The organism is Halorubrum sp. SS7 (assembly GCF_005435055.1).
GTDB classification, from domain to species: domain Archaea; phylum Halobacteriota; class Halobacteria; order Halobacteriales; family Haloferacaceae; genus Halorubrum; species Halorubrum salinarum.
Window position 1 is genome coordinate 47,135 of the sequence record NZ_SGXV01000007.1, and the last position, 15,467, is coordinate 62,601.

Below are 15,467 nucleotides of genomic sequence, written 5' to 3' on the forward strand. Positions count from 1 at the left end.
CGGTACCCACCGGATCGGAGCGGCCTGAAATACCATATTCGGCTCATAGCAGCCTTCTTACCCGCTAAGACGCCTGTTCGAGCCGTAATGGTGGACGACACCGACGGACGACGGGAATCGAACTCGCGGCGGAAGTTCCTCATCGCGGGCGGCGCGGCCGCGCTGAGCGGTCTGGCGGGCTGCTCCGGCGCGTCGAGTTCGGGCGGCGACGGCTCGGACGGCGCCGACGGGAGCGGCGGCGGTTCGAGTGGCAGCGGAAGCGACGGGAGCGACGGCGAGTCCGGCGACCCGATGCTGGCCGACGCGAGCGAGTTCGACCCCGCGGAACCGGCCTGGGACGAGAACAACTACCTGTCGGCGGCGCTGACCGACGCGGGCTACCAGCGCGGGTCGACGACCGACCTCGAGAACATGCGAAACCGGGAGGTCGAGGAGGTCCCGCACGGCGATCCGGTCCGAGAGACTCCGAGCGACGAGAGCGAGCTGCTGGACCCCGACACGCTGGTGTTCACCGAGAGCCCGAGCGAGGACGTTCAGGGGCGGTTCGAAGAGGACTTCCAGGCGGTCTTCGACCGCATCGAGGAGGAGACCGGGAAGCCGGTCGAGTTCAGTAAGGTCGACAGCTACGCGGCGTCCGTCGAGGCGATGCGCTCGGAGCGCGCCCACATCGCGAACTTCTCGACCGGCACGACCGCGTTCGCGGTCAACCTCGGCGGCGCGGTCCCGTTCGGGGTCGGGCTCACCCCCGAGGAGGAGTTCGGCTACCGGCTGTTCGCGACCACCCGCGCCGACGCCGACGACATCCAGAGCGTCGAGGACTTCGCCCGCGACGACGTGAAGATCGGCCACTCCGAGCCCGCCTCGAACTCCGGGCACCAGGCCCCTTCGGCCCTCTTCGACCAGTACTTCGACGTGACCGCCGAAGAGGACTACGAGGTCAACTTCTCGGGCGGCCACGGCAACACCACGCGCGGCATCGCGGCCGGCGACTACGACGCCGGCCCGATCTGCTCGACCTGTTTCGTCGACACCGTCGAGGCCCAGAGCGATCTCAGCTTCGACGATTTCAAAGTGGTGTGGGCGTCGGCGCCGTTCCCGAGCGGCCCGGTCGCGTACCGCTACAACCTCAAGCCGGAGATCCAGGAGGGGATCGAGCGGGCGTACCTCGAGTCCGACTTCTCGGGGACGGCCTATCAGGAGCGGACGGGGTACAACAAGTTCGTCCCGATCGACTACAGGACGGTCTGGAAGGACATCATGATCATCCAGCGGTACAACGGCGTCGAGTACGAGCGGAGCGCGCTCGGGTCGTAGATGTTGCGAGTCACCGACCTCCGGAAGACGTACCCCACCGGCGACGAGGCGCTACAGGGCGTCACGATGTCCGTCGAGGGAAGCGAGACCGTCGCGATGATCGGTCCCAGCGGGGCCGGCAAGTCGACGTTCATCCGGTGTGTCAACCGGCTGACCGAGCCCAGCGGCGGTCGGGTCTACCTCGACGAGACGGAGCTGACCGGGCTCGGTGACGACGCGCTGCGGTCGGCCCGTCGCGACATCGGCATGATCTTCCAGGAGTACAACCTCGTCGAGCGGCTGACCGTGATGGAGAACGTGCTCACGGGCCGGCTGGGGTACGTCTCCGCGTGGCAGGCGTTCCGACGGTCCTTCCCTCCCGAGGACATCGAACGCGCGTACCAGATCCTCGACCGCGTCGGGCTGGCCGAGATGGAGAACAAACGCGTCGACGAGCTCTCGGGCGGCCAGCGCCAGCGGGTCGGCATCGCGCGGGCGGTGATCCAGCAGCCGAAGATCCTGCTGGTCGACGAGCCGACGTCGAGCTTGGACCCTGAGACCTCGGACACGGTGATGCGACTGCTGACCGACATCGCCGCAGAGCGCGAGGTCCCGGTGTTGATCAACATCCACGAGGTCGACCTCGCGATGGAGCACGCCGACCGGATCGTCGGACTTCACGACGGCGAGCTCGTGTTCGAGGGCCCGCCCTCGGAGCTCGACCAGCGCGGGCTCGACCAGGTGTACCGGGGCGCGGCGGTGCCCGAGAACACCGACGGCGAGAAGCCGCGGTCGCGGTCCGACGGCGACGCCCTGTCGAACGCGGACCGACCGCTCGCGGGGGAGACCTGAATGGCCGCCGGCAACCGGACCTGGGAGCGGCCGACCGTCTTCCCGCGGCGAGGGATGAAGTGGGCGGTGTACGCCGGCATCGTCGGGTTCTTCCTCTGGTCCGGCGCCGGGGTCGGCGCTGATCCCGCGCGGATCGCGCAGGGGCTCGGGAGCGCCGGCTCGCTCGTCGGGGACTTCCTCCCGCCCTCGGCGACCCCGCGACAGGCCCAGCGGATCCTCGACAAGATGCTCGAGAGCGTCGCGATGGCGATGGTGTCGACGCTCACCGGCATCGTGCTGAGCGTCCCGATAGCGTTCATGGCCGCGGAGAACCTCTCGCCGAAGCCGCTGTACGCGATCAACAGGGGGTTCATCTCCGTCTCCCGGGCGTTCAACGCGATCATCGTCGGCATCATCGCGGTCAAGGCCATCGGGTTCGGACCGCTCGCGGGCATCCTCACGATCACGTTCAAGACGGTCGGCTTCTTCTCGAAGCTGCTCGCCGAGGACCTCGAAGACATCGACATGGGGTCGGTCGACGCGGTCCGGGCGTCCGGCGCCTCGCCGATCCAGACGCTCCTCTACGGGGTCGTCCCGCAGATCATCCCGCGGTTCGCCGGGCTCTCCGTGTACCGGTGGGACATCAACATCCGGACCTCGACGATCATCGGCATCGTCGGGGCCGGCGGGATCGGGTCGGTGCTGCTGACCGCGTTCAACCGGTACGACTACCAGTACGTCACGGCCATCCTGCTCGCGATCATCGCGGTCGTCCTCGTGGCCGAGGGCGTCAGCGCGGTCGTGCGACGGAGGTACAACTGATGGCGGTCGAGCAACCGAGCTGGGACCGGTTCGACCGGCGGCGGCGGATCACCCGGTTCGTCCTCCTCCTCGCCGCCGCCGTCTCCGTGATCGCCTCCTGGCAGTTCATGGACACCGGCGTCGTCAGGCCGGAGACGATCCCGCGGGAGGTCGGCGACCTCCTGACCCGGATGTACCCGCCGGACGTGGCGTACACCACGCGGATCGTCCAGCCGCTGATCGAGACGGTCCAGATCGCCGCGCTGGGGACGCTCGGCGCCCTGGTGCTCGCGATTCCGGTGGCGCTGCTCGCCGCCGAGAACACCACGCCGAACGGCGCGACCTTCTGGCTCGGGAAGCTCATCGTGACGGTGAGCCGGTCGGTCAACACCATCATCTGGGCGCTGTTTTTCGTCGTGCTGTTCGGGTCGGGACCGCTCGCCGGCGCCGTCGCCATCGTGTTCCGCTCGGTCGGCTTCCTCGGGAAGCTGCTCGGCGAGGAGATCGAAGAGATCGACTTCGGGCAGGTCGAGGCGGTGCGGGCGTCCGGCGCGTCGCAGGCGCAGGTGTTGCTCTACGGCGTCCTCCCGCAGGTCAAGCCCGCGCTCGTCGGGCTGGCGATCTACCGGTGGGACATCAACATCCGCGACTCGACGGTGCTCGGCTTCGTCGGCGCGGGCGGTATCGGCGTCGAGCTGTTCCGCGCGGTCAACGCCTTCGCGTGGCAGTCGGTCGCGATGGTGCTGATCGTCATCCTCGGGGTCGTGGTCGTCACCGAGAGCCTGTCGGCGTACACCCGGGGGCTGGTCCGATGAGCCACCGCCGACCGGACGGCTACGAGGCGGTCCTGTTCGACATGGACGGCGTCGTTCTCGAAGGTCGCGAGACCGCCCCGGCGGTCCGCTCGCGCGCCCTCGACGACGTGCTCGCCGACCGGGACGTGACCGTTCCCCCGACGCGCCGCGAGTCGCTGGCGCGCCCCGCCTACGACGACGCGTTCCGCACGGCCTGCGAGGGGCTCGGCCTCGACCCCGCGCGCCTCTTCCGAGAGCGCGAGGAGCGGAGCGCGACGCGCGCCGTCGAGCGGCTGGCGGCCGGGATGCGACGGCTCCACCGAGACGTGACGGTCTTCGACGCGCTGGCCGACCGCGCGACGCTGGGACTGGTGAGCAACAACTACCACCCGACCGTCGAGTTCGTCGTCGACCACTTCCGGCTCGACGAGTTCGCGTTCGTCCGCGGCCGCGACCCCGGTCCCGACGGATACGGGCGTCGGAAGCCCGACCCGCACTACCTCAACGAGGCCCTCGACGCCCTCGACGCGACCGACGCGATATACGTCGGGGACCGGGCGACCGACGTGATCGCCGCCGACCGGGCCGGGATCGACAGCGCGTTCCTGCGGCGCGACCACAACGCGGACCGCGACCTCAACGTCGAGCCGACCGCAGAGATCGAGAGCCTCCGCGAGCTGCTCCCCCTCGCTGGCGGCTCGTCCCCCGACCCGTCCGCGACGCCGTCGGCTCGCCCCGCCGACTCGCCGAACTCGGACGCCGACCGCGGTCGCCCGTCCGAATAGGGTCGCGGCGCCCCCGGTCTCCGCACGCCCGGACCGGCGCGTCGCCCCAGCAACGGTTATCTCCCGTCGTCGCGTCTCTGCGGGGATGATACCGTCGCTCGGGGCGCTGTTCGAGGGGTTCACGGCGGTGGAGGCGACGGTCGCCGTCCTCCTCGTCTCGGTCGTCGCCGCCGTGGCGATGGAGTTCGTGGTCCTCCGCGCCGCGCGCCGGTTCGTCTCCGGCACGGACACCGGCTACGACGACATCGTCATCGCCTCGCTGCGGGCGCCGCTCGTCGTCACCGCCGCGCTCGCGGGGGTGTTCGTGCTCACGCAGGTCCCCGCGGTGCGCGCCTCGGTGCTCGTGGAGCCGCAGTTGCTCGACGCCGTCTTCGGGCGCCCGTCGCTGTCGGTGATCGTCCTCGTCTGGGCGTACGCGGCCAACGCGGTCGTGAACCGGGTCGTCGCCGCGGTCAACGAGGAGGGCGGGCGGTTTGACTTCGCGCCCGTCTTCTCGAACGTCTGGACGCTCGCGGTGCTGCTCGGCAGCGTCGGCACCCTGCTGTGGCTGTGGGGCATCGAGATCACGCCGCTGCTCGGCGCGGCCGGGGTCGCCGGCATCGCCGTCGGCTTCGCGGCGAAGGACACGGTGGCGAACTTCTTCGGCGGGATCGCGCTGTACTTCGACGACACGTACAAGATCGGCGACTACATCGTCTTAGACGACGGCACCGCCGGGACCGTGATCAAGGTCGGCGTGCGGTCGACGACGCTGCTCACCCGCGACGAGGTGCTGGTGACGGTACCGAACGCGACGCTCAACGCTTCGAAGGTGACGAACGAGTCGGCGCCGCAGCGCCGCCGCCGCGTGCGGGTCCCGATCGGGGTCGCTTACGGGACCGACGTGGACGCCTTCGAGGCGCTGGCGATCGAGGTCGTACAGGCGGAGCCGCTCGTCCTCGACTCCCCGAAGCCGCGGGCGCGGTTCCGCTCGTTCGGGGACTCGGCGCTCCAGTACGAGATCCTCTGCTGGGTGAACGGCCCGACGCGGCGCCGCCGCGCGCAGCACGAACTCAACCGCGCCCTGTACGTGGCGCTCGGCGAGGCAGACATCGAGATCCCGTACCCGAAGCGGGACGTGACGATCGCGGGGACCGCCGGAGCGGAGCCGCCGGGCCCCGGGACAGAGCGGGCGCCCGCGTCGCCGACGCCCGAGGCGGAGCCGGCCGAGCGACGGGCCGGCGACGGCGACTGAGCGTCGGGCCGGCGGCGGTCACGCCGCCGTCAACTGAGCGTCAGGGCGCGTCGACGGTCACGCCGACGCGTCGCCGGCGTCGCCGTCGGAAGCGACCTCCCAGTACCACGACGGCGGGACTGCGACGGTGTCGCCGAGCCGGCCGTACCGGAACGCGACGCGGACGCGCTCGCCCGTCGGCACGTGAACGTACGTCGCCGACAGCTCGACGACGAGCCCGTCGGCGGTGACGAACGCGACCGCCCGGAAGTCGTCGGCCTCGTCGCCGAGCGCGCGCGGCTCGCCGCGCACCTCGATCCGGTACAGCGGGACCGCGGTGGCGGCCGCCCCGACCGTCGACTCGCTCCCGTTCAGGAACCGGCGGATCGGCTCCGCGGCGGCCCCTCCGACGAGCGCCGTCGCGTTCGGCGCTGTGGCGGGGTCGAGGCGGCGGGTCTCGACGCCGGACGGCCCCGGGACCCGCTCGTAGACGGCGTCGCCGTCGGCGTACACCTCGACGGTGCCCTCGCGGGTCGCGTCCCCGATCGAGGCGTTCGCCGAGGCGGTGAGCCGGTACCGGCGCTCGGACGCGACCGCGAGTTCGACGCCGCCGTCGCCGGCGATGCCCACGCGGTCGCCGGCCCCCCCGTCGAGGCCGGTCGCGTTCGCGGGGCCCGAGGCGACGAGGAGGAGGGTCGCGGACGAGAGGTTCGCCGCGGCGGCGACGTGGGCGTCGGCGAGCGCGTCCGCGTCGTACACGCCGGTCAGGAAGGCGCCGGGCGGCGTCCTGGCGGTCGAGCCGACCGTCCCCGTGAGGCCGTCCTCGTCGAGCCCGAGGGACGCCGCGTCGTCGAGCGTCGACACGGCGCGCCCCGCCGACTCCGGCGTTCCGATGGCGGCCGCGGCGGCCGCGTACTCCCCGTCGGCCGGCGGCGAGGGAGCGGTCGGCTCCGCGTCGTCGGCCGCGGGCCCGAGTCCCGGGATTCCGGCGAGCGCCGGCGCTCCGCCGGCGGCGAGGACCGCGAGGGCCGCCACCAGCACCGCGGCGAGAGCGACGGCGAGGAGGGCGCTCCGGTCGTCGGCCGCCGCCCGTCGGACCCGCTCGAGGCGACCGCGGACGCCCTCGCGGACGCCCTCGTCGGCCGACGCGGCGGTCGCGAGGGAGACGCCGAACCGCTCGCGGAACAGGCGGTCCGCCGCGTCCCGGTCGAGCCCGTAGAGGAGTCGCTCGCGGAGGTCGGCCGGCGAGACGTACGCCGCGCCGACCGCCTCGGCCCGCCGACGCGGCGAGGCGGAGAGGAGCCGTCGCGCCCCGTCGCCGACGACGGCGTCGGCGTCGCTCGGGACGGGCGTCCCGACCGCGACGCGCCGCTCCCGGCCGCCGCGCCGGACGACGACGACGTTCGACTCGTCCGCCCGGTCGACCCGCTCCCAGCCGCGAGCGGTCCACAGCGCGGCGACGAACTCGCGGCGCTCAACGCCCGAGAGCGACCGGTACCGTCGGGCGAACTCCGCCTCTGACGGGGCGTTCACGGAGTCAGTACGCGTCCGAGCTACACAAACGTACCGCGCGCGGTCGACCGGGCCGGGACGCCGAACGTAACCGTCAGCGACAACGGGCCGCGGGATTCCGCCGGCAGGGTTTTCACCGTGCGAACGGAACCGAGTCGTATGAGTACCGAACCGGCCGACACCGGGACCGAGGGGAACGACCCGGCGATCGAGGTGACGCCGGACGCCGCGGAGGAGGCGCTCTCGCTGCTCGACGGCGAGGGGCTCGACACAGACGTCGCCGGGCTGCGGCTGTTCGTCCAGCAGGGCGGCTGCGCGGGGCTGTCGTACGGGATGCGCTTCGACACGGAGCCGGAGGAAGACGACCTCGTCGTGGAGCACCACGGGCTCCGGGTGTTCGTCGACCCAGCGAGCAAGAACTACATCGGCGGGAGCACGCTCGACTACGAGCACGGGCTCCAGGCCGCCGGCTTCGAGGTCGAGAACCCGAACGTCGTCTCCGAGTGCGGCTGCGGCGAGTCGTTCCGGACGTAGCGCGCGGTTCGATTCCCTCCTTTCTCCCCGTCTCGCGAGTCCCCCGCTTAAGTCGCTCCGCCGGGTAGCGGGAGCCATGACCCTGGAAGCGACGACGACGCCGAGCGGCGAGCGGGTGTACACCGACCGGTCGCGGACCGAGCGCGGCGCGGACGGGCCCTTCTACCTCGTGTTCGCGGACGAGGCGGGCGAGTCCCGCTGGGGGTTCCGCTGCGGCAACTGCGAGTCGTTCGACACCGCGATGGACACGATGGGCCGGATCCAGTGTACCGAGTGCGGCAACCTCCGGAAGCCGGACGAGTGGGACGCGGCCCACGAGTGAGGCGGCAGGCGAGTCGCCGTCAGCGGCCACGGGCGGGTCGCCGTCAGCGGCCACGGGTTCTCCGGTCGACGGCCGCCTCCGGCGGGGCGGTCGGCTCCGGCACGGGACCGCGTTCGGGGCTCTCCGGACCGCTGCGGGGGGTGCGCCCGATTCTCTGGGATCGAAATCGTGAGAAGGTTTATCACGGATGGTGCCGAACTCCGACGTAGATGGCCACTGCGAGCATCCCCCCGACGACCGAGGCCAGAGACGTCTTCCGCGAACTGGGATACACCGTCTCCGACGGCGGACGCGAGTTCGTCGCGGAACGCAAGTGGCGGCGCGTGTTCGTGACGGTGCTTTGTCTCGACGACGACGACCTCGACCCGTATCTCGCAGACGGGGACGACGCGGCGCGGCTCCGGTGTTTCGTCACGTGGCGTGACCGCGCGGCCGACCTCCAGGAACGGCTCGTCGCCGCCAAGCCCCCCTACGACTGGGCGGTGATCGGCATCGACCGCGACGGCGAGGACTTCGCGGTGATGGAGGGCGCGCCCGGGAGCCCGTAAGCCGGCCCCGGACCGCGGCCGCCACGCGCGGCGACGCGTATTTTTATCTCCCCGTGTGCCCTACCAGCACGCGACATGGTGTTCAAGAAGATCACGTTGATCGGGACGAGCGAGGAGAGCTTCGACGCCGCGGCCGACGACGCCATCGACCGCGCCGAGGACACCCTCGACAACGTCTACTGGGCCGAGGTCGAGGAGTTCGGCGTCGAGTTGGACGGCGCGGCCGACCGCGAGTACCAGGCTGAGGTCGAGGTCGCGTTCGAGCTGGAGGGCTGAGGGGAGACGCGGTCTTCCGATTTATAACTGGTCGTGAGCGGGAGCCGGGCCTCCGTATGAACGACGGGCATGGATAGGCCGGCGGCAGAGTCGTCGGCGACGCCGCCGCCTCGTTTATTTATAAGCGACTCCTCAGCGCCCACCTATTTACCCGACCGACCCCACGACCCGGCAATGACCGCTTCACGCGCGCCGGCCGAGCCGACGGTCCGGGAGTTCGAGGCGACGGTCGAGTCCGTCGAGGGCCGCGAGGTCGTCCTCGACGAGACGTACTTCTACCCGGCGTCGGGCGGCCAGCCGGCAGACAGGGGAACGCTCGACGGCCACCTCGTCGACGACGTGGTCGAGCGGGACGGAGCGGTCGTCCACGCGCTCGACCCCGACGCGGACGCCGCCCTCGCGCCCGGCGACGAGGTCACGGGCCTGATCGACGACGCCTTCCGCACCTACTGCGCCCGGGCGCACACCGCCTCCCACGTGTTGTACGGGGCGGCGCGCCGGATCGCCGACGACCTCGGCTACGCCGGGTTCGACATCTCGGAGACGAAGGTCCGCGTCGACCTGACGACCGCCGAGCCGCTGGGCGACGACGACCTGATCGAGTTAGAGCGGCTCGCCAACCGCGCCGTCTGGGACTCCCTGCCCGTCTCGTGGGAGACCCACTCGGCCGACGAGGCCCGCGAGGTCGACGGCATCGCGTTCAACACCAAGACCGAGGAGGGCGCGATGAGCGGCGGCGACGCGGTCCGGGTCGTGACGGTCGGCGAGGCCGACGACCCGTGGGACGTCGCCGCCTGCGGCGGGACGCACGTCGCGAACACGTCGGAGATCGGGCCGATCGCGGTGCTGGAGCGGTCGAACCCCGGCGAGGGCGTGACGCGCGTCGAGTTCGCGGTCGGGCCCACGGCGATAGACGAACTCGGTGCGGTCCACGCCGCCGCGCTCGACGCCGCGACGGCGCTCGACGCGCGTGTCGGCGAGCTCCCCGACGCCGTTTCCCGCCTCCGCGACGAGGCGGACCGGCTGGAGGCGGAGCTCCGAGACGCCCGCGAGGAACTGCTCGCGGCGCGCCTGCGCGAGTTCCCGACCGCCGACGTCGGCGGCGCGCGCTGGGCGGTCGGGACCGTCGACGACGCCGACCCGAACGAGCTCCGCGAGCCGGCGACGGCGGCGGTCGCGGCCGACGACCTCGACGCCCTCGCCGCGGTCGGGACCGGCAACGCCCCCTTCGTCGTGGTCGCGGCCGACGGCGACGCGGTCGACGCGGGCGACGCCGTCGGCGCCGTCACCGACGAGTTCGGCGGGGGCGGCGGGGGCGGCCCGACGTTCGCGCAGGGCGGCGGGCTCGACGCCGACCCCGAGGCCGTCGCGGCGTGGCTCCGCGAGCGATGACCGGCAAGCTGGGCCCCGAGGCGCTGGCGGCGGCGTTCGCGGCGACCGGCGCGGCCGACCCGGCGGTTCGGCAGGGGCCGGCGTACGGCGAGGACGCGGCCGCGATCGACCTGGGCGGCGCCGGCGAGACGCTCGTCGTCGCGGCCGACCCCCTCTCGCTGGCCGCGGAGTCGGTCGGCACCCTCGCCGTCCACGTCGCCTGTAACGACGTGGCCGCGAGCGGCGCGGACCCGCGGTGGCTCACGCACACGCTCTTCTTACCCGACGACGACCCCGACCGGCTCCGGACCGTCGTCGACCAGGTCGACGCGACCGCGCGCGACCTCGGCTGCGCGGTCGTCGGCGGCCACACCGAGGTGCTCGACGCGCTCGACCGCCCGCTCTGTGCGATGACGGCGATGGGCACGACTGACCGCTTCGTGTCGAGCGGCGGCGCCGAGCCCGGCGACCGCCTCCTGCTCACGAAGGGCGCGGGGATCGAGGCGACCGCGATCCTCGCGACCGACTTCCGCGAGGCGTGCCGCGAGGCGGGCGTCCCGACCGCGACGCTCGACGCGGCCGCGGAGTTCCTCGAGGAGGTGAGCGTCGTGCCCGACGCGGCGGCGGTCCGCGGCGCCGCGACCGCGCTCCACGACCCGACCGAGGGCGGCGTGGCGACCGCGCTCGTCGAGGCGGCGGCCGCGAGCGAGGCCGTCTTCGCCGTCGACCGCGACGCGGTCCCGGTCCGACCGGAGACCCGGGCCTGCTGTGACGCCCTCGGCGTCGATCCGCTCAAGTCGTTCGGATCGGGCGCGCTGCTGGCGGCCGTCCCGCCGGTGCGGGTCGACGAGGCGCTCGACGCGCTCGACGCGGCCGGGATCGAGGGGGCCGCGATCGGTCGCGTCGAGTCGCCCGCCGACGAGTCGGCCGCGGGGACCGTCCGGATCGGCGACGAGACGCTCGCCGAACCGCCGCGAGACGAGCTGTACCCGCTCTGGGAGGCGCGCGACGCGGGCTCGTAGCGGTCGACTGCGGCCATCCCCCCTCCCCCGGTCGGGCCCACCCCGCCGATCGCGCACCTTTTTCGGTGAGGGACCGAAGTCGGTGACATGACCGGAGCACGCGTCGGATCGGCGCTCACCGACGAGCAGGCGGCCGTCCGCGACCTCGTCGCGGAGTTCGCGGCCGAGGAGGTCCGCCCGACCGCGGCCGAGGCGGACGAGACGGAGACGTTCCCGGAGGAGGTGTGGGACGGGCTCGCGGAGCTGGGCCTGACCGGCCTCACCGTCCCGGAGGAGTACGGCGGCTTCGGCGCCGACGAGACGACCTACGCGGTCGCCAACGAGGCGCTGGCGCACGGGTCGCTCGCGGTCGCCACCGCGCTGTCCGTCCACTGCCTCGCGACCTCCTGTATCGCCGAGTTCGGCACGGAGGCGCAGCGCGAGGCGTGGCTCCCGGAGATGGCGGAGACGGGCCGCCCGGTCGGGATGTTCTGCCTCTCGGAGCCGCACGCGGGGTCGAACCCGGCGCAGATGTCGACGACCGCGACGCACGACCCCGAGGCCGACGAGTACGTCCTGAACGGCGAGAAGCAGTGGATCACCAACGGGAAGCGCGGCGGCGTTGCGGTCGTCTTCGCGAAGGTCGACGACGCGGAGCGCGACCCCGACGACGACGCCGTCACGCAGTTCCTCGTCCCCGCGGACGCCGACGGGTTCGAGGTCGGCAAGAAGGAGGAGAAGCTGGGGCTCCGCGCCTCGGACACGACCGGGATCACTTTCGACGACTGCCGGATCCCCGCGGAGAACCGGCTCACCGAGCCGGGGAAGGGGCTCTCCGCGGCCTTCCGGACGCTCACCGAGGGGCGGATCGGCATCGCGGCGCAGGCGGTCGGCGTCGCGCAGGCCGCGCTCGACGAGGCGAAATCGTACGCCGAGGAGCGCGAGCAGTTCGACCGCCCGATCGGCGACATTCAGACGATCCGGCACAAGCTCGCGGAGATGTCGACCGACGTGTCGGCCGCGCGGCTGCTCGTCCGCGAGGCGTGCCGGCAGGCGGAGGCGGGCGAGGACTACCGCGTCGCCGCCTCGAAGGCGAAGTACCGCGCCAGCGAGGCCGCGATGTCGGTGACGAACGAGGCGGTCCAGATCCACGGCGGCTACGGCTACACGACCGAGTTCGACGTCGAGCGCCTCTACCGCGACGCGAAGATCACGGAGATATACGAGGGGACGACCGAGATCCAGAAGACGATCATCGCCCGCGGGGTGTTCGGGGAGTGAGCGCGGTCGACTCGCGGCTCGCCGGCTACGACGCGGTCGTCTACGACCTCGACGGCACGCTCGTCGAGCTCGCGGTCGACTGGGACGCGGTCGCGGAGTCGGTCCTCGACGTGTACGCCGAGCGCGCGCTGATCCCCCCGACCGAGGAGCTGTGGGGGTTGCTCGGCGCGGCCGACGACTACGGGATCCGGGCGGCCGTCGAGGAGGCGATCGCGCTCCACGAGCGCGCCGGCGCCCGCGAGTCGACCCGGCTCCCGCTCGGCGACCGGCTCGCGGCCGGCGGCCCGGAGGGCGAGGTCGGCTCGCCGCCCAGCGCCGGCGTCTGCTCGCTCAACTGCGAGGAGGCGTGTCGGATCGCGGTCGAGACGCACGGGCTCGCCGACGCGATCGACGGGGACGCCGTCGTCGGCCGGGACACCGTCGGGAGCCACAAGCCGGACCCGGAGTCCCTGATCGCGGCGATCGACCGGCTCGGCGCCGCCCCCGAGGACTCGCTGTTCGTCGGCGACTCGCGGCGGGACGCGGTCGCCGCCGAGCGGGGCGGCGTCGACTTCGCGTGGGCCGCGGACTTACTCGCCGAGTAGCGGCACGGATCGTCGCACCGCGGGGCCGGCGCGCGTCGCCCCGACTCACCCAGTCTCGCCGTCGTCATCTCTCTCTTCCGTTTCGCCGTCCTCACTGCCTGCTTCGGGCCCGGCGTCGTCGCCGCCTGCTCCGGGCTCGGCGTCGTCGTCGGCCGATCCGCCGTCGCCGGCGTCGTTCCGCCTCGCGTACACCGCGACGGCGACCGCGGTGACGAACCAGATGGGGGCGCCGACCCGGACCGCGAACGCGGCCCGCGCGCCCCACGACTCCAGCGCGACGGTCGTCGACAGCAGGGCCACGACGGGGGCGCCGACGAGGATGGTGACGACGAACGTCGTCTGCATCACCCACGCGTAGTCGACCCCCTCGTACTCGGCCCGCTCGACTGGTTGCACGCCACGGGCTCGGCGGCGGAGCGGCAAATCGGTGGCGGTCGGCCGCGGCGCCGGCGCGTCCGGCGGCGACCGCGCGGTCGACTCGCCGTCCGGTTCCCGACGATTTTAGGGTGGCGCGCGGTCGACTCCGAGGCATGACCACGACGCGGGGACTCCGGGACGCCGAGGATCCGATCACGATGCTCACCGCCTACGACGCCCCGACGGCGGCGATCGTCGACGAGGCCGGGATCGACGTCGTCCTCGTCGGCGACAGCATGGGCAACGCCGCCCTGGGCTACGACTCCACGCTCCCCGTGACGTTCGACGAGGTCGCGAGCCGCACCGCGGCGGTGGCGCGCGCGACCGACGACGCCCTCGTCGTCGCCGACATGCCGTTCCTCTCCTTCGGCGTCGACGAGGCCGAGTCGGTCCGGAACGCCGGCCGCCTGCTGAAGGAGGCGAACGCCGACGCGGTGAAGATCGAGAGCGGTCCCCACACCGTCGAAACGACGCGCCGGATGACCGAGGTCGGGATCCCGGTGATGGCGCACCTCGGCTTGACCCCCCAGCACGTGAACAGGCTCGGCGGGTACACCCGGCAGGGCACCGAGCAGGACGCCGCCGAGGAGATAATCGAGCTGGCGGGCGAGCACGCCGACGCGGGGGCGTTCGCGCTCGTGTTGGAACACGTCCCCGCGAACCTCGCCGGCGCGGTGACCGAGGCGCTCGACATCCCGACGATCGGCATCGGCGCGGGCGCCGACTGCGACGGGCAGGTGCTGGTGATCAACGACGCGGTCGGCCTCGGGGAGTGGTCGCCGCCGTTCGCGAAGCGGTTCGGCGACGTGCGCGGCGAGATGGTCGACGCCGTCGAGGCGTACCGGGAGGCAGTGACGAGCGGCGAGTTCCCGGCCGCGGAACACTCGCACGTCGAGTCCGAGTTAGAGGACCTGTACTGACCGGCCGCCCGCGTCGGACGCCCGCGTCGGCCCCGCCCGCTTCAGAGGGGCACGACGCCGAGGACAGCCGGCAGGTCGCTCGGGTCCATCTGGGTGACGGTGACGTAGAGGACGGTGAAGATCACGGCGTTGTGGAGGCCGTGGAGCAGCGCCGGGACCACGAGGTTCTCGGTGTACTCGTAGACGGCGCCGAAGACGAGGCTCGGCACGAACAGGATGGCGACGGTCGTGAGCCGGGCGGAGAGGCCGCCGGTCAGCGCCATCACGTGGATGGTCGCGAAGATGGCGGCCGAGAGCAGGATCGACGGCGCCGCCGGCAGCGACTCGCGGAGCCGCCCCTGGACGACGCCGCGGTAGAGGATCTCCTCGCAGGGGCCGATGACGAGGAACGACGCGGCGACGAACAGCGGGATGATCGCCGGGTTCCCCATCGCCAGCTCCGCGCTCTGGTTCGCCGCGGTCTCCGTCCCGAGCAGCTGGACGATAGTCGAGACCACGAGGACCAAGATCAGGATCACGACCCAGCTGCCGAGGACGATCCCGACCTCCTTGAGGCTCGGCACCCGGACGCCGAGGTACGAGACGATCCCGCGCCGGTCGAGGCCGCGCCACGCGAGGTACCCCACCGCGAGCCCGCCGAAGGCGACGTACTGGCCGAGTATCAGGGTGAGCACGACGCTCGCGACCAGCGAGAGCCCGCCGGCCGCGGCGTCGATCGCGAAGACCGCGACGCCGCTCGCGAGCGCAATGACGGGGCCGAGGACGCCGAGAAGCAGGGCGGTCGCGACCGCGACGGCCGGCGACCCGCCGGCGTCCCCCGGGCCGCCCGCGTCGTCGGCGACGGGGTCGGGGTCGACGTCGTCGAACTCCTCGTGAACCCCGCCGTCCGGGGACGCGTCGCGGCTGGAGGGATCTGTCATCGCCCGGGGTAGGCGGCGCTCGGCAAAATGGTTGTCCGTGTCGGAAGCGGCGCGGACGGTCGCC

At 72.6% G+C, this 15,467-nt stretch carries 18 protein-coding genes; 15 read left to right on the forward strand and 3 right to left on the reverse strand.

What is annotated here, in order from left to right:
* The first annotated feature begins 87 nt into the window (after window positions 1-87).
* The 6 genes from phnD to EXE44_RS09165 all read left to right on the forward strand — a co-directional run bounded on the left by phnD (window position 88) and on the right by EXE44_RS09165 (window position 5,738).
* Window positions 88-1,314 (forward strand): phosphate/phosphite/phosphonate ABC transporter substrate-binding protein, encoded by a 1,227-nt coding sequence (phnD, locus tag EXE44_RS09140; protein ID WP_394348228.1) that lies wholly within the window; start codon window positions 88-90, stop codon window positions 1,312-1,314.
* Window positions 1,315-2,145, forward strand: a complete 831-nt coding sequence (gene phnC / locus EXE44_RS09145; protein WP_137716904.1) for a phosphonate ABC transporter ATP-binding protein — start codon at window positions 1,315-1,317, stop codon at window positions 2,143-2,145. It abuts the gene before it with no gap.
* The gene (gene phnE / locus EXE44_RS09150; RefSeq protein WP_121600011.1) at window positions 2,146-2,946 is read left to right on the forward strand and encodes a phosphonate ABC transporter, permease protein PhnE; all 801 of its coding nucleotides are present in this window, start codon (window positions 2,146-2,148) and stop codon (window positions 2,944-2,946) included.
* Window positions 2,946-3,740, forward strand: a complete 795-nt coding sequence (gene phnE / locus EXE44_RS09155) for a phosphonate ABC transporter, permease protein PhnE (RefSeq protein WP_137716905.1) — start codon at window positions 2,946-2,948, stop codon at window positions 3,738-3,740. Before phnE (EXE44_RS09150) ends, phnE (EXE44_RS09155) begins: the two co-directional genes overlap by 1 nt.
* The gene (locus EXE44_RS09160) at window positions 3,737-4,504 is read left to right on the forward strand and encodes an HAD family hydrolase (RefSeq protein ID WP_137716906.1); all 768 of its coding nucleotides are present in this window, start codon (window positions 3,737-3,739) and stop codon (window positions 4,502-4,504) included. The genes phnE (EXE44_RS09155) and EXE44_RS09160 overlap by 4 nt, the downstream gene beginning before the upstream one ends.
* 85 nt (window positions 4,505-4,589) lie before the next feature.
* A complete protein-coding gene (locus EXE44_RS09165) occupies window positions 4,590-5,738 on the forward strand; it encodes a mechanosensitive ion channel family protein (protein WP_137716907.1) in 1,149 nt (382 codons plus the stop codon).
* Between the two features lie 57 nt (window positions 5,739-5,795).
* Here EXE44_RS09165 and EXE44_RS09170 read toward each other — a convergent pair whose 3' ends face one another.
* Window positions 5,796-7,250: a hypothetical protein gene (locus EXE44_RS09170; protein ID WP_137716908.1), complete on the reverse strand. Its 1,455-nt coding sequence runs from the start codon at window positions 7,248-7,250 to the stop codon at window positions 5,796-5,798.
* Between the two features lie 138 nt (window positions 7,251-7,388).
* Between EXE44_RS09170 and EXE44_RS09175 the strand changes: the two genes are divergently transcribed.
* The 8 genes from EXE44_RS09175 to EXE44_RS09210 all read left to right on the forward strand — a co-directional run bounded on the left by EXE44_RS09175 (window position 7,389) and on the right by EXE44_RS09210 (window position 13,146).
* On the forward strand, window positions 7,389-7,763 hold the full coding sequence (locus tag EXE44_RS09175; RefSeq protein ID WP_137716909.1) for an iron-sulfur cluster assembly accessory protein: 375 nt from the start codon (window positions 7,389-7,391) through the stop codon (window positions 7,761-7,763).
* A 76-nt stretch (window positions 7,764-7,839) separates the two neighbouring features.
* Window positions 7,840-8,085, forward strand: coding sequence for a DUF5816 domain-containing protein (locus EXE44_RS09180; RefSeq protein WP_121563088.1), 246 nt, complete (start codon window positions 7,840-7,842; stop codon window positions 8,083-8,085).
* 209 nt (window positions 8,086-8,294) lie between these two features.
* Window positions 8,295-8,633, forward strand: a complete 339-nt coding sequence (locus EXE44_RS09185; protein WP_053770488.1) for a hypothetical protein — start codon at window positions 8,295-8,297, stop codon at window positions 8,631-8,633.
* A 75-nt stretch (window positions 8,634-8,708) separates the two neighbouring features.
* Entirely contained in the window at window positions 8,709-8,909 is a 201-nt protein-coding gene (locus EXE44_RS09190) for a dodecin (protein ID WP_096394462.1), read from the forward strand.
* Between the two features lie 174 nt (window positions 8,910-9,083).
* Window positions 9,084-10,301, forward strand: a complete 1,218-nt coding sequence (locus EXE44_RS09195) for a DHHA1 domain-containing protein (protein WP_137716910.1) — start codon at window positions 9,084-9,086, stop codon at window positions 10,299-10,301.
* Window positions 10,298-11,302 carry an AIR synthase-related protein gene (locus EXE44_RS09200; RefSeq protein ID WP_137716911.1) on the forward strand — a complete coding sequence of 335 codons (1,005 nt, stop codon included), beginning with the start codon at window positions 10,298-10,300 and terminating at the stop codon, window positions 11,300-11,302. The genes EXE44_RS09195 and EXE44_RS09200 overlap by 4 nt, the downstream gene beginning before the upstream one ends.
* 87 nt (window positions 11,303-11,389) lie before the next feature.
* Window positions 11,390-12,562: an acyl-CoA dehydrogenase family protein gene (locus EXE44_RS09205; RefSeq protein ID WP_137716912.1), complete on the forward strand. Its 1,173-nt coding sequence runs from the start codon at window positions 11,390-11,392 to the stop codon at window positions 12,560-12,562.
* A complete protein-coding gene (locus tag EXE44_RS09210) occupies window positions 12,559-13,146 on the forward strand; it encodes an HAD family hydrolase (RefSeq protein ID WP_241991809.1) in 588 nt (195 codons plus the stop codon). Before EXE44_RS09205 ends, EXE44_RS09210 begins: the two co-directional genes overlap by 4 nt.
* 45 nt (window positions 13,147-13,191) lie before the next feature.
* Here EXE44_RS09210 and EXE44_RS09215 read toward each other — a convergent pair whose 3' ends face one another.
* Window positions 13,192-13,542: a DUF5822 domain-containing protein gene (locus tag EXE44_RS09215; RefSeq protein WP_137716913.1), complete on the reverse strand. Its 351-nt coding sequence runs from the start codon at window positions 13,540-13,542 to the stop codon at window positions 13,192-13,194.
* 134 nt (window positions 13,543-13,676) lie between these two features.
* Here EXE44_RS09215 and panB point away from each other — a divergent pair, with 134 nt between their 5' ends.
* Window positions 13,677-14,483, forward strand: coding sequence for a 3-methyl-2-oxobutanoate hydroxymethyltransferase (gene panB, locus EXE44_RS09220; protein WP_137716914.1), 807 nt, complete (start codon window positions 13,677-13,679; stop codon window positions 14,481-14,483).
* Window positions 14,484-14,524: 41 nt separating this feature from the next.
* On the opposite strand, the gene EXE44_RS09225 is transcribed toward panB, so the two are convergent.
* Window positions 14,525-15,403 (reverse strand): CPBP family intramembrane glutamic endopeptidase, encoded by an 879-nt coding sequence (locus tag EXE44_RS09225; protein ID WP_137716915.1) that lies wholly within the window; start codon window positions 15,401-15,403, stop codon window positions 14,525-14,527.
* Window positions 15,404-15,467 lie beyond the last annotated feature (64 nt).

Bases quoted from the DNA above. Each gene is read 5' to 3' on its own strand.
- phnD (WP_394348228.1), top strand. From the start codon at position 88: ATGGTGGACGACACCGACGGACGACGGGAATCGAACTCGCGGCGGAAG.
- phnC (WP_137716904.1), top strand. From the start codon at position 1,315: ATGTTGCGAGTCACCGACCTCCGGAAGACGTACCCCACCGGCGACGAG.
- phnE (WP_121600011.1), top strand. From the start codon at position 2,146: ATGGCCGCCGGCAACCGGACCTGGGAGCGGCCGACCGTCTTCCCGCGG.
- phnE (WP_137716905.1), top strand. From the start codon at position 2,946: ATGGCGGTCGAGCAACCGAGCTGGGACCGGTTCGACCGGCGGCGGCGG.
- EXE44_RS09160 (WP_137716906.1), top strand. From the start codon at position 3,737: ATGAGCCACCGCCGACCGGACGGCTACGAGGCGGTCCTGTTCGACATG.
- EXE44_RS09165 (WP_137716907.1), top strand. From the start codon at position 4,590: ATGATACCGTCGCTCGGGGCGCTGTTCGAGGGGTTCACGGCGGTGGAG.
- EXE44_RS09175 (WP_137716909.1), top strand. From the start codon at position 7,389: ATGAGTACCGAACCGGCCGACACCGGGACCGAGGGGAACGACCCGGCG.
- EXE44_RS09180 (WP_121563088.1), top strand. From the start codon at position 7,840: ATGACCCTGGAAGCGACGACGACGCCGAGCGGCGAGCGGGTGTACACC.
- EXE44_RS09185 (WP_053770488.1), top strand. From the start codon at position 8,295: ATGGCCACTGCGAGCATCCCCCCGACGACCGAGGCCAGAGACGTCTTC.
- EXE44_RS09190 (WP_096394462.1), top strand. From the start codon at position 8,709: ATGGTGTTCAAGAAGATCACGTTGATCGGGACGAGCGAGGAGAGCTTC.
- EXE44_RS09195 (WP_137716910.1), top strand. From the start codon at position 9,084: ATGACCGCTTCACGCGCGCCGGCCGAGCCGACGGTCCGGGAGTTCGAG.
- EXE44_RS09200 (WP_137716911.1), top strand. From the start codon at position 10,298: ATGACCGGCAAGCTGGGCCCCGAGGCGCTGGCGGCGGCGTTCGCGGCG.
- EXE44_RS09205 (WP_137716912.1), top strand. From the start codon at position 11,390: ATGACCGGAGCACGCGTCGGATCGGCGCTCACCGACGAGCAGGCGGCC.
- panB (WP_137716914.1), top strand. From the start codon at position 13,677: ATGACCACGACGCGGGGACTCCGGGACGCCGAGGATCCGATCACGATG.
- EXE44_RS09225 (WP_137716915.1), bottom strand. From the start codon at position 15,403: ATGACAGATCCCTCCAGCCGCGACGCGTCCCCGGACGGCGGGGTTCAC.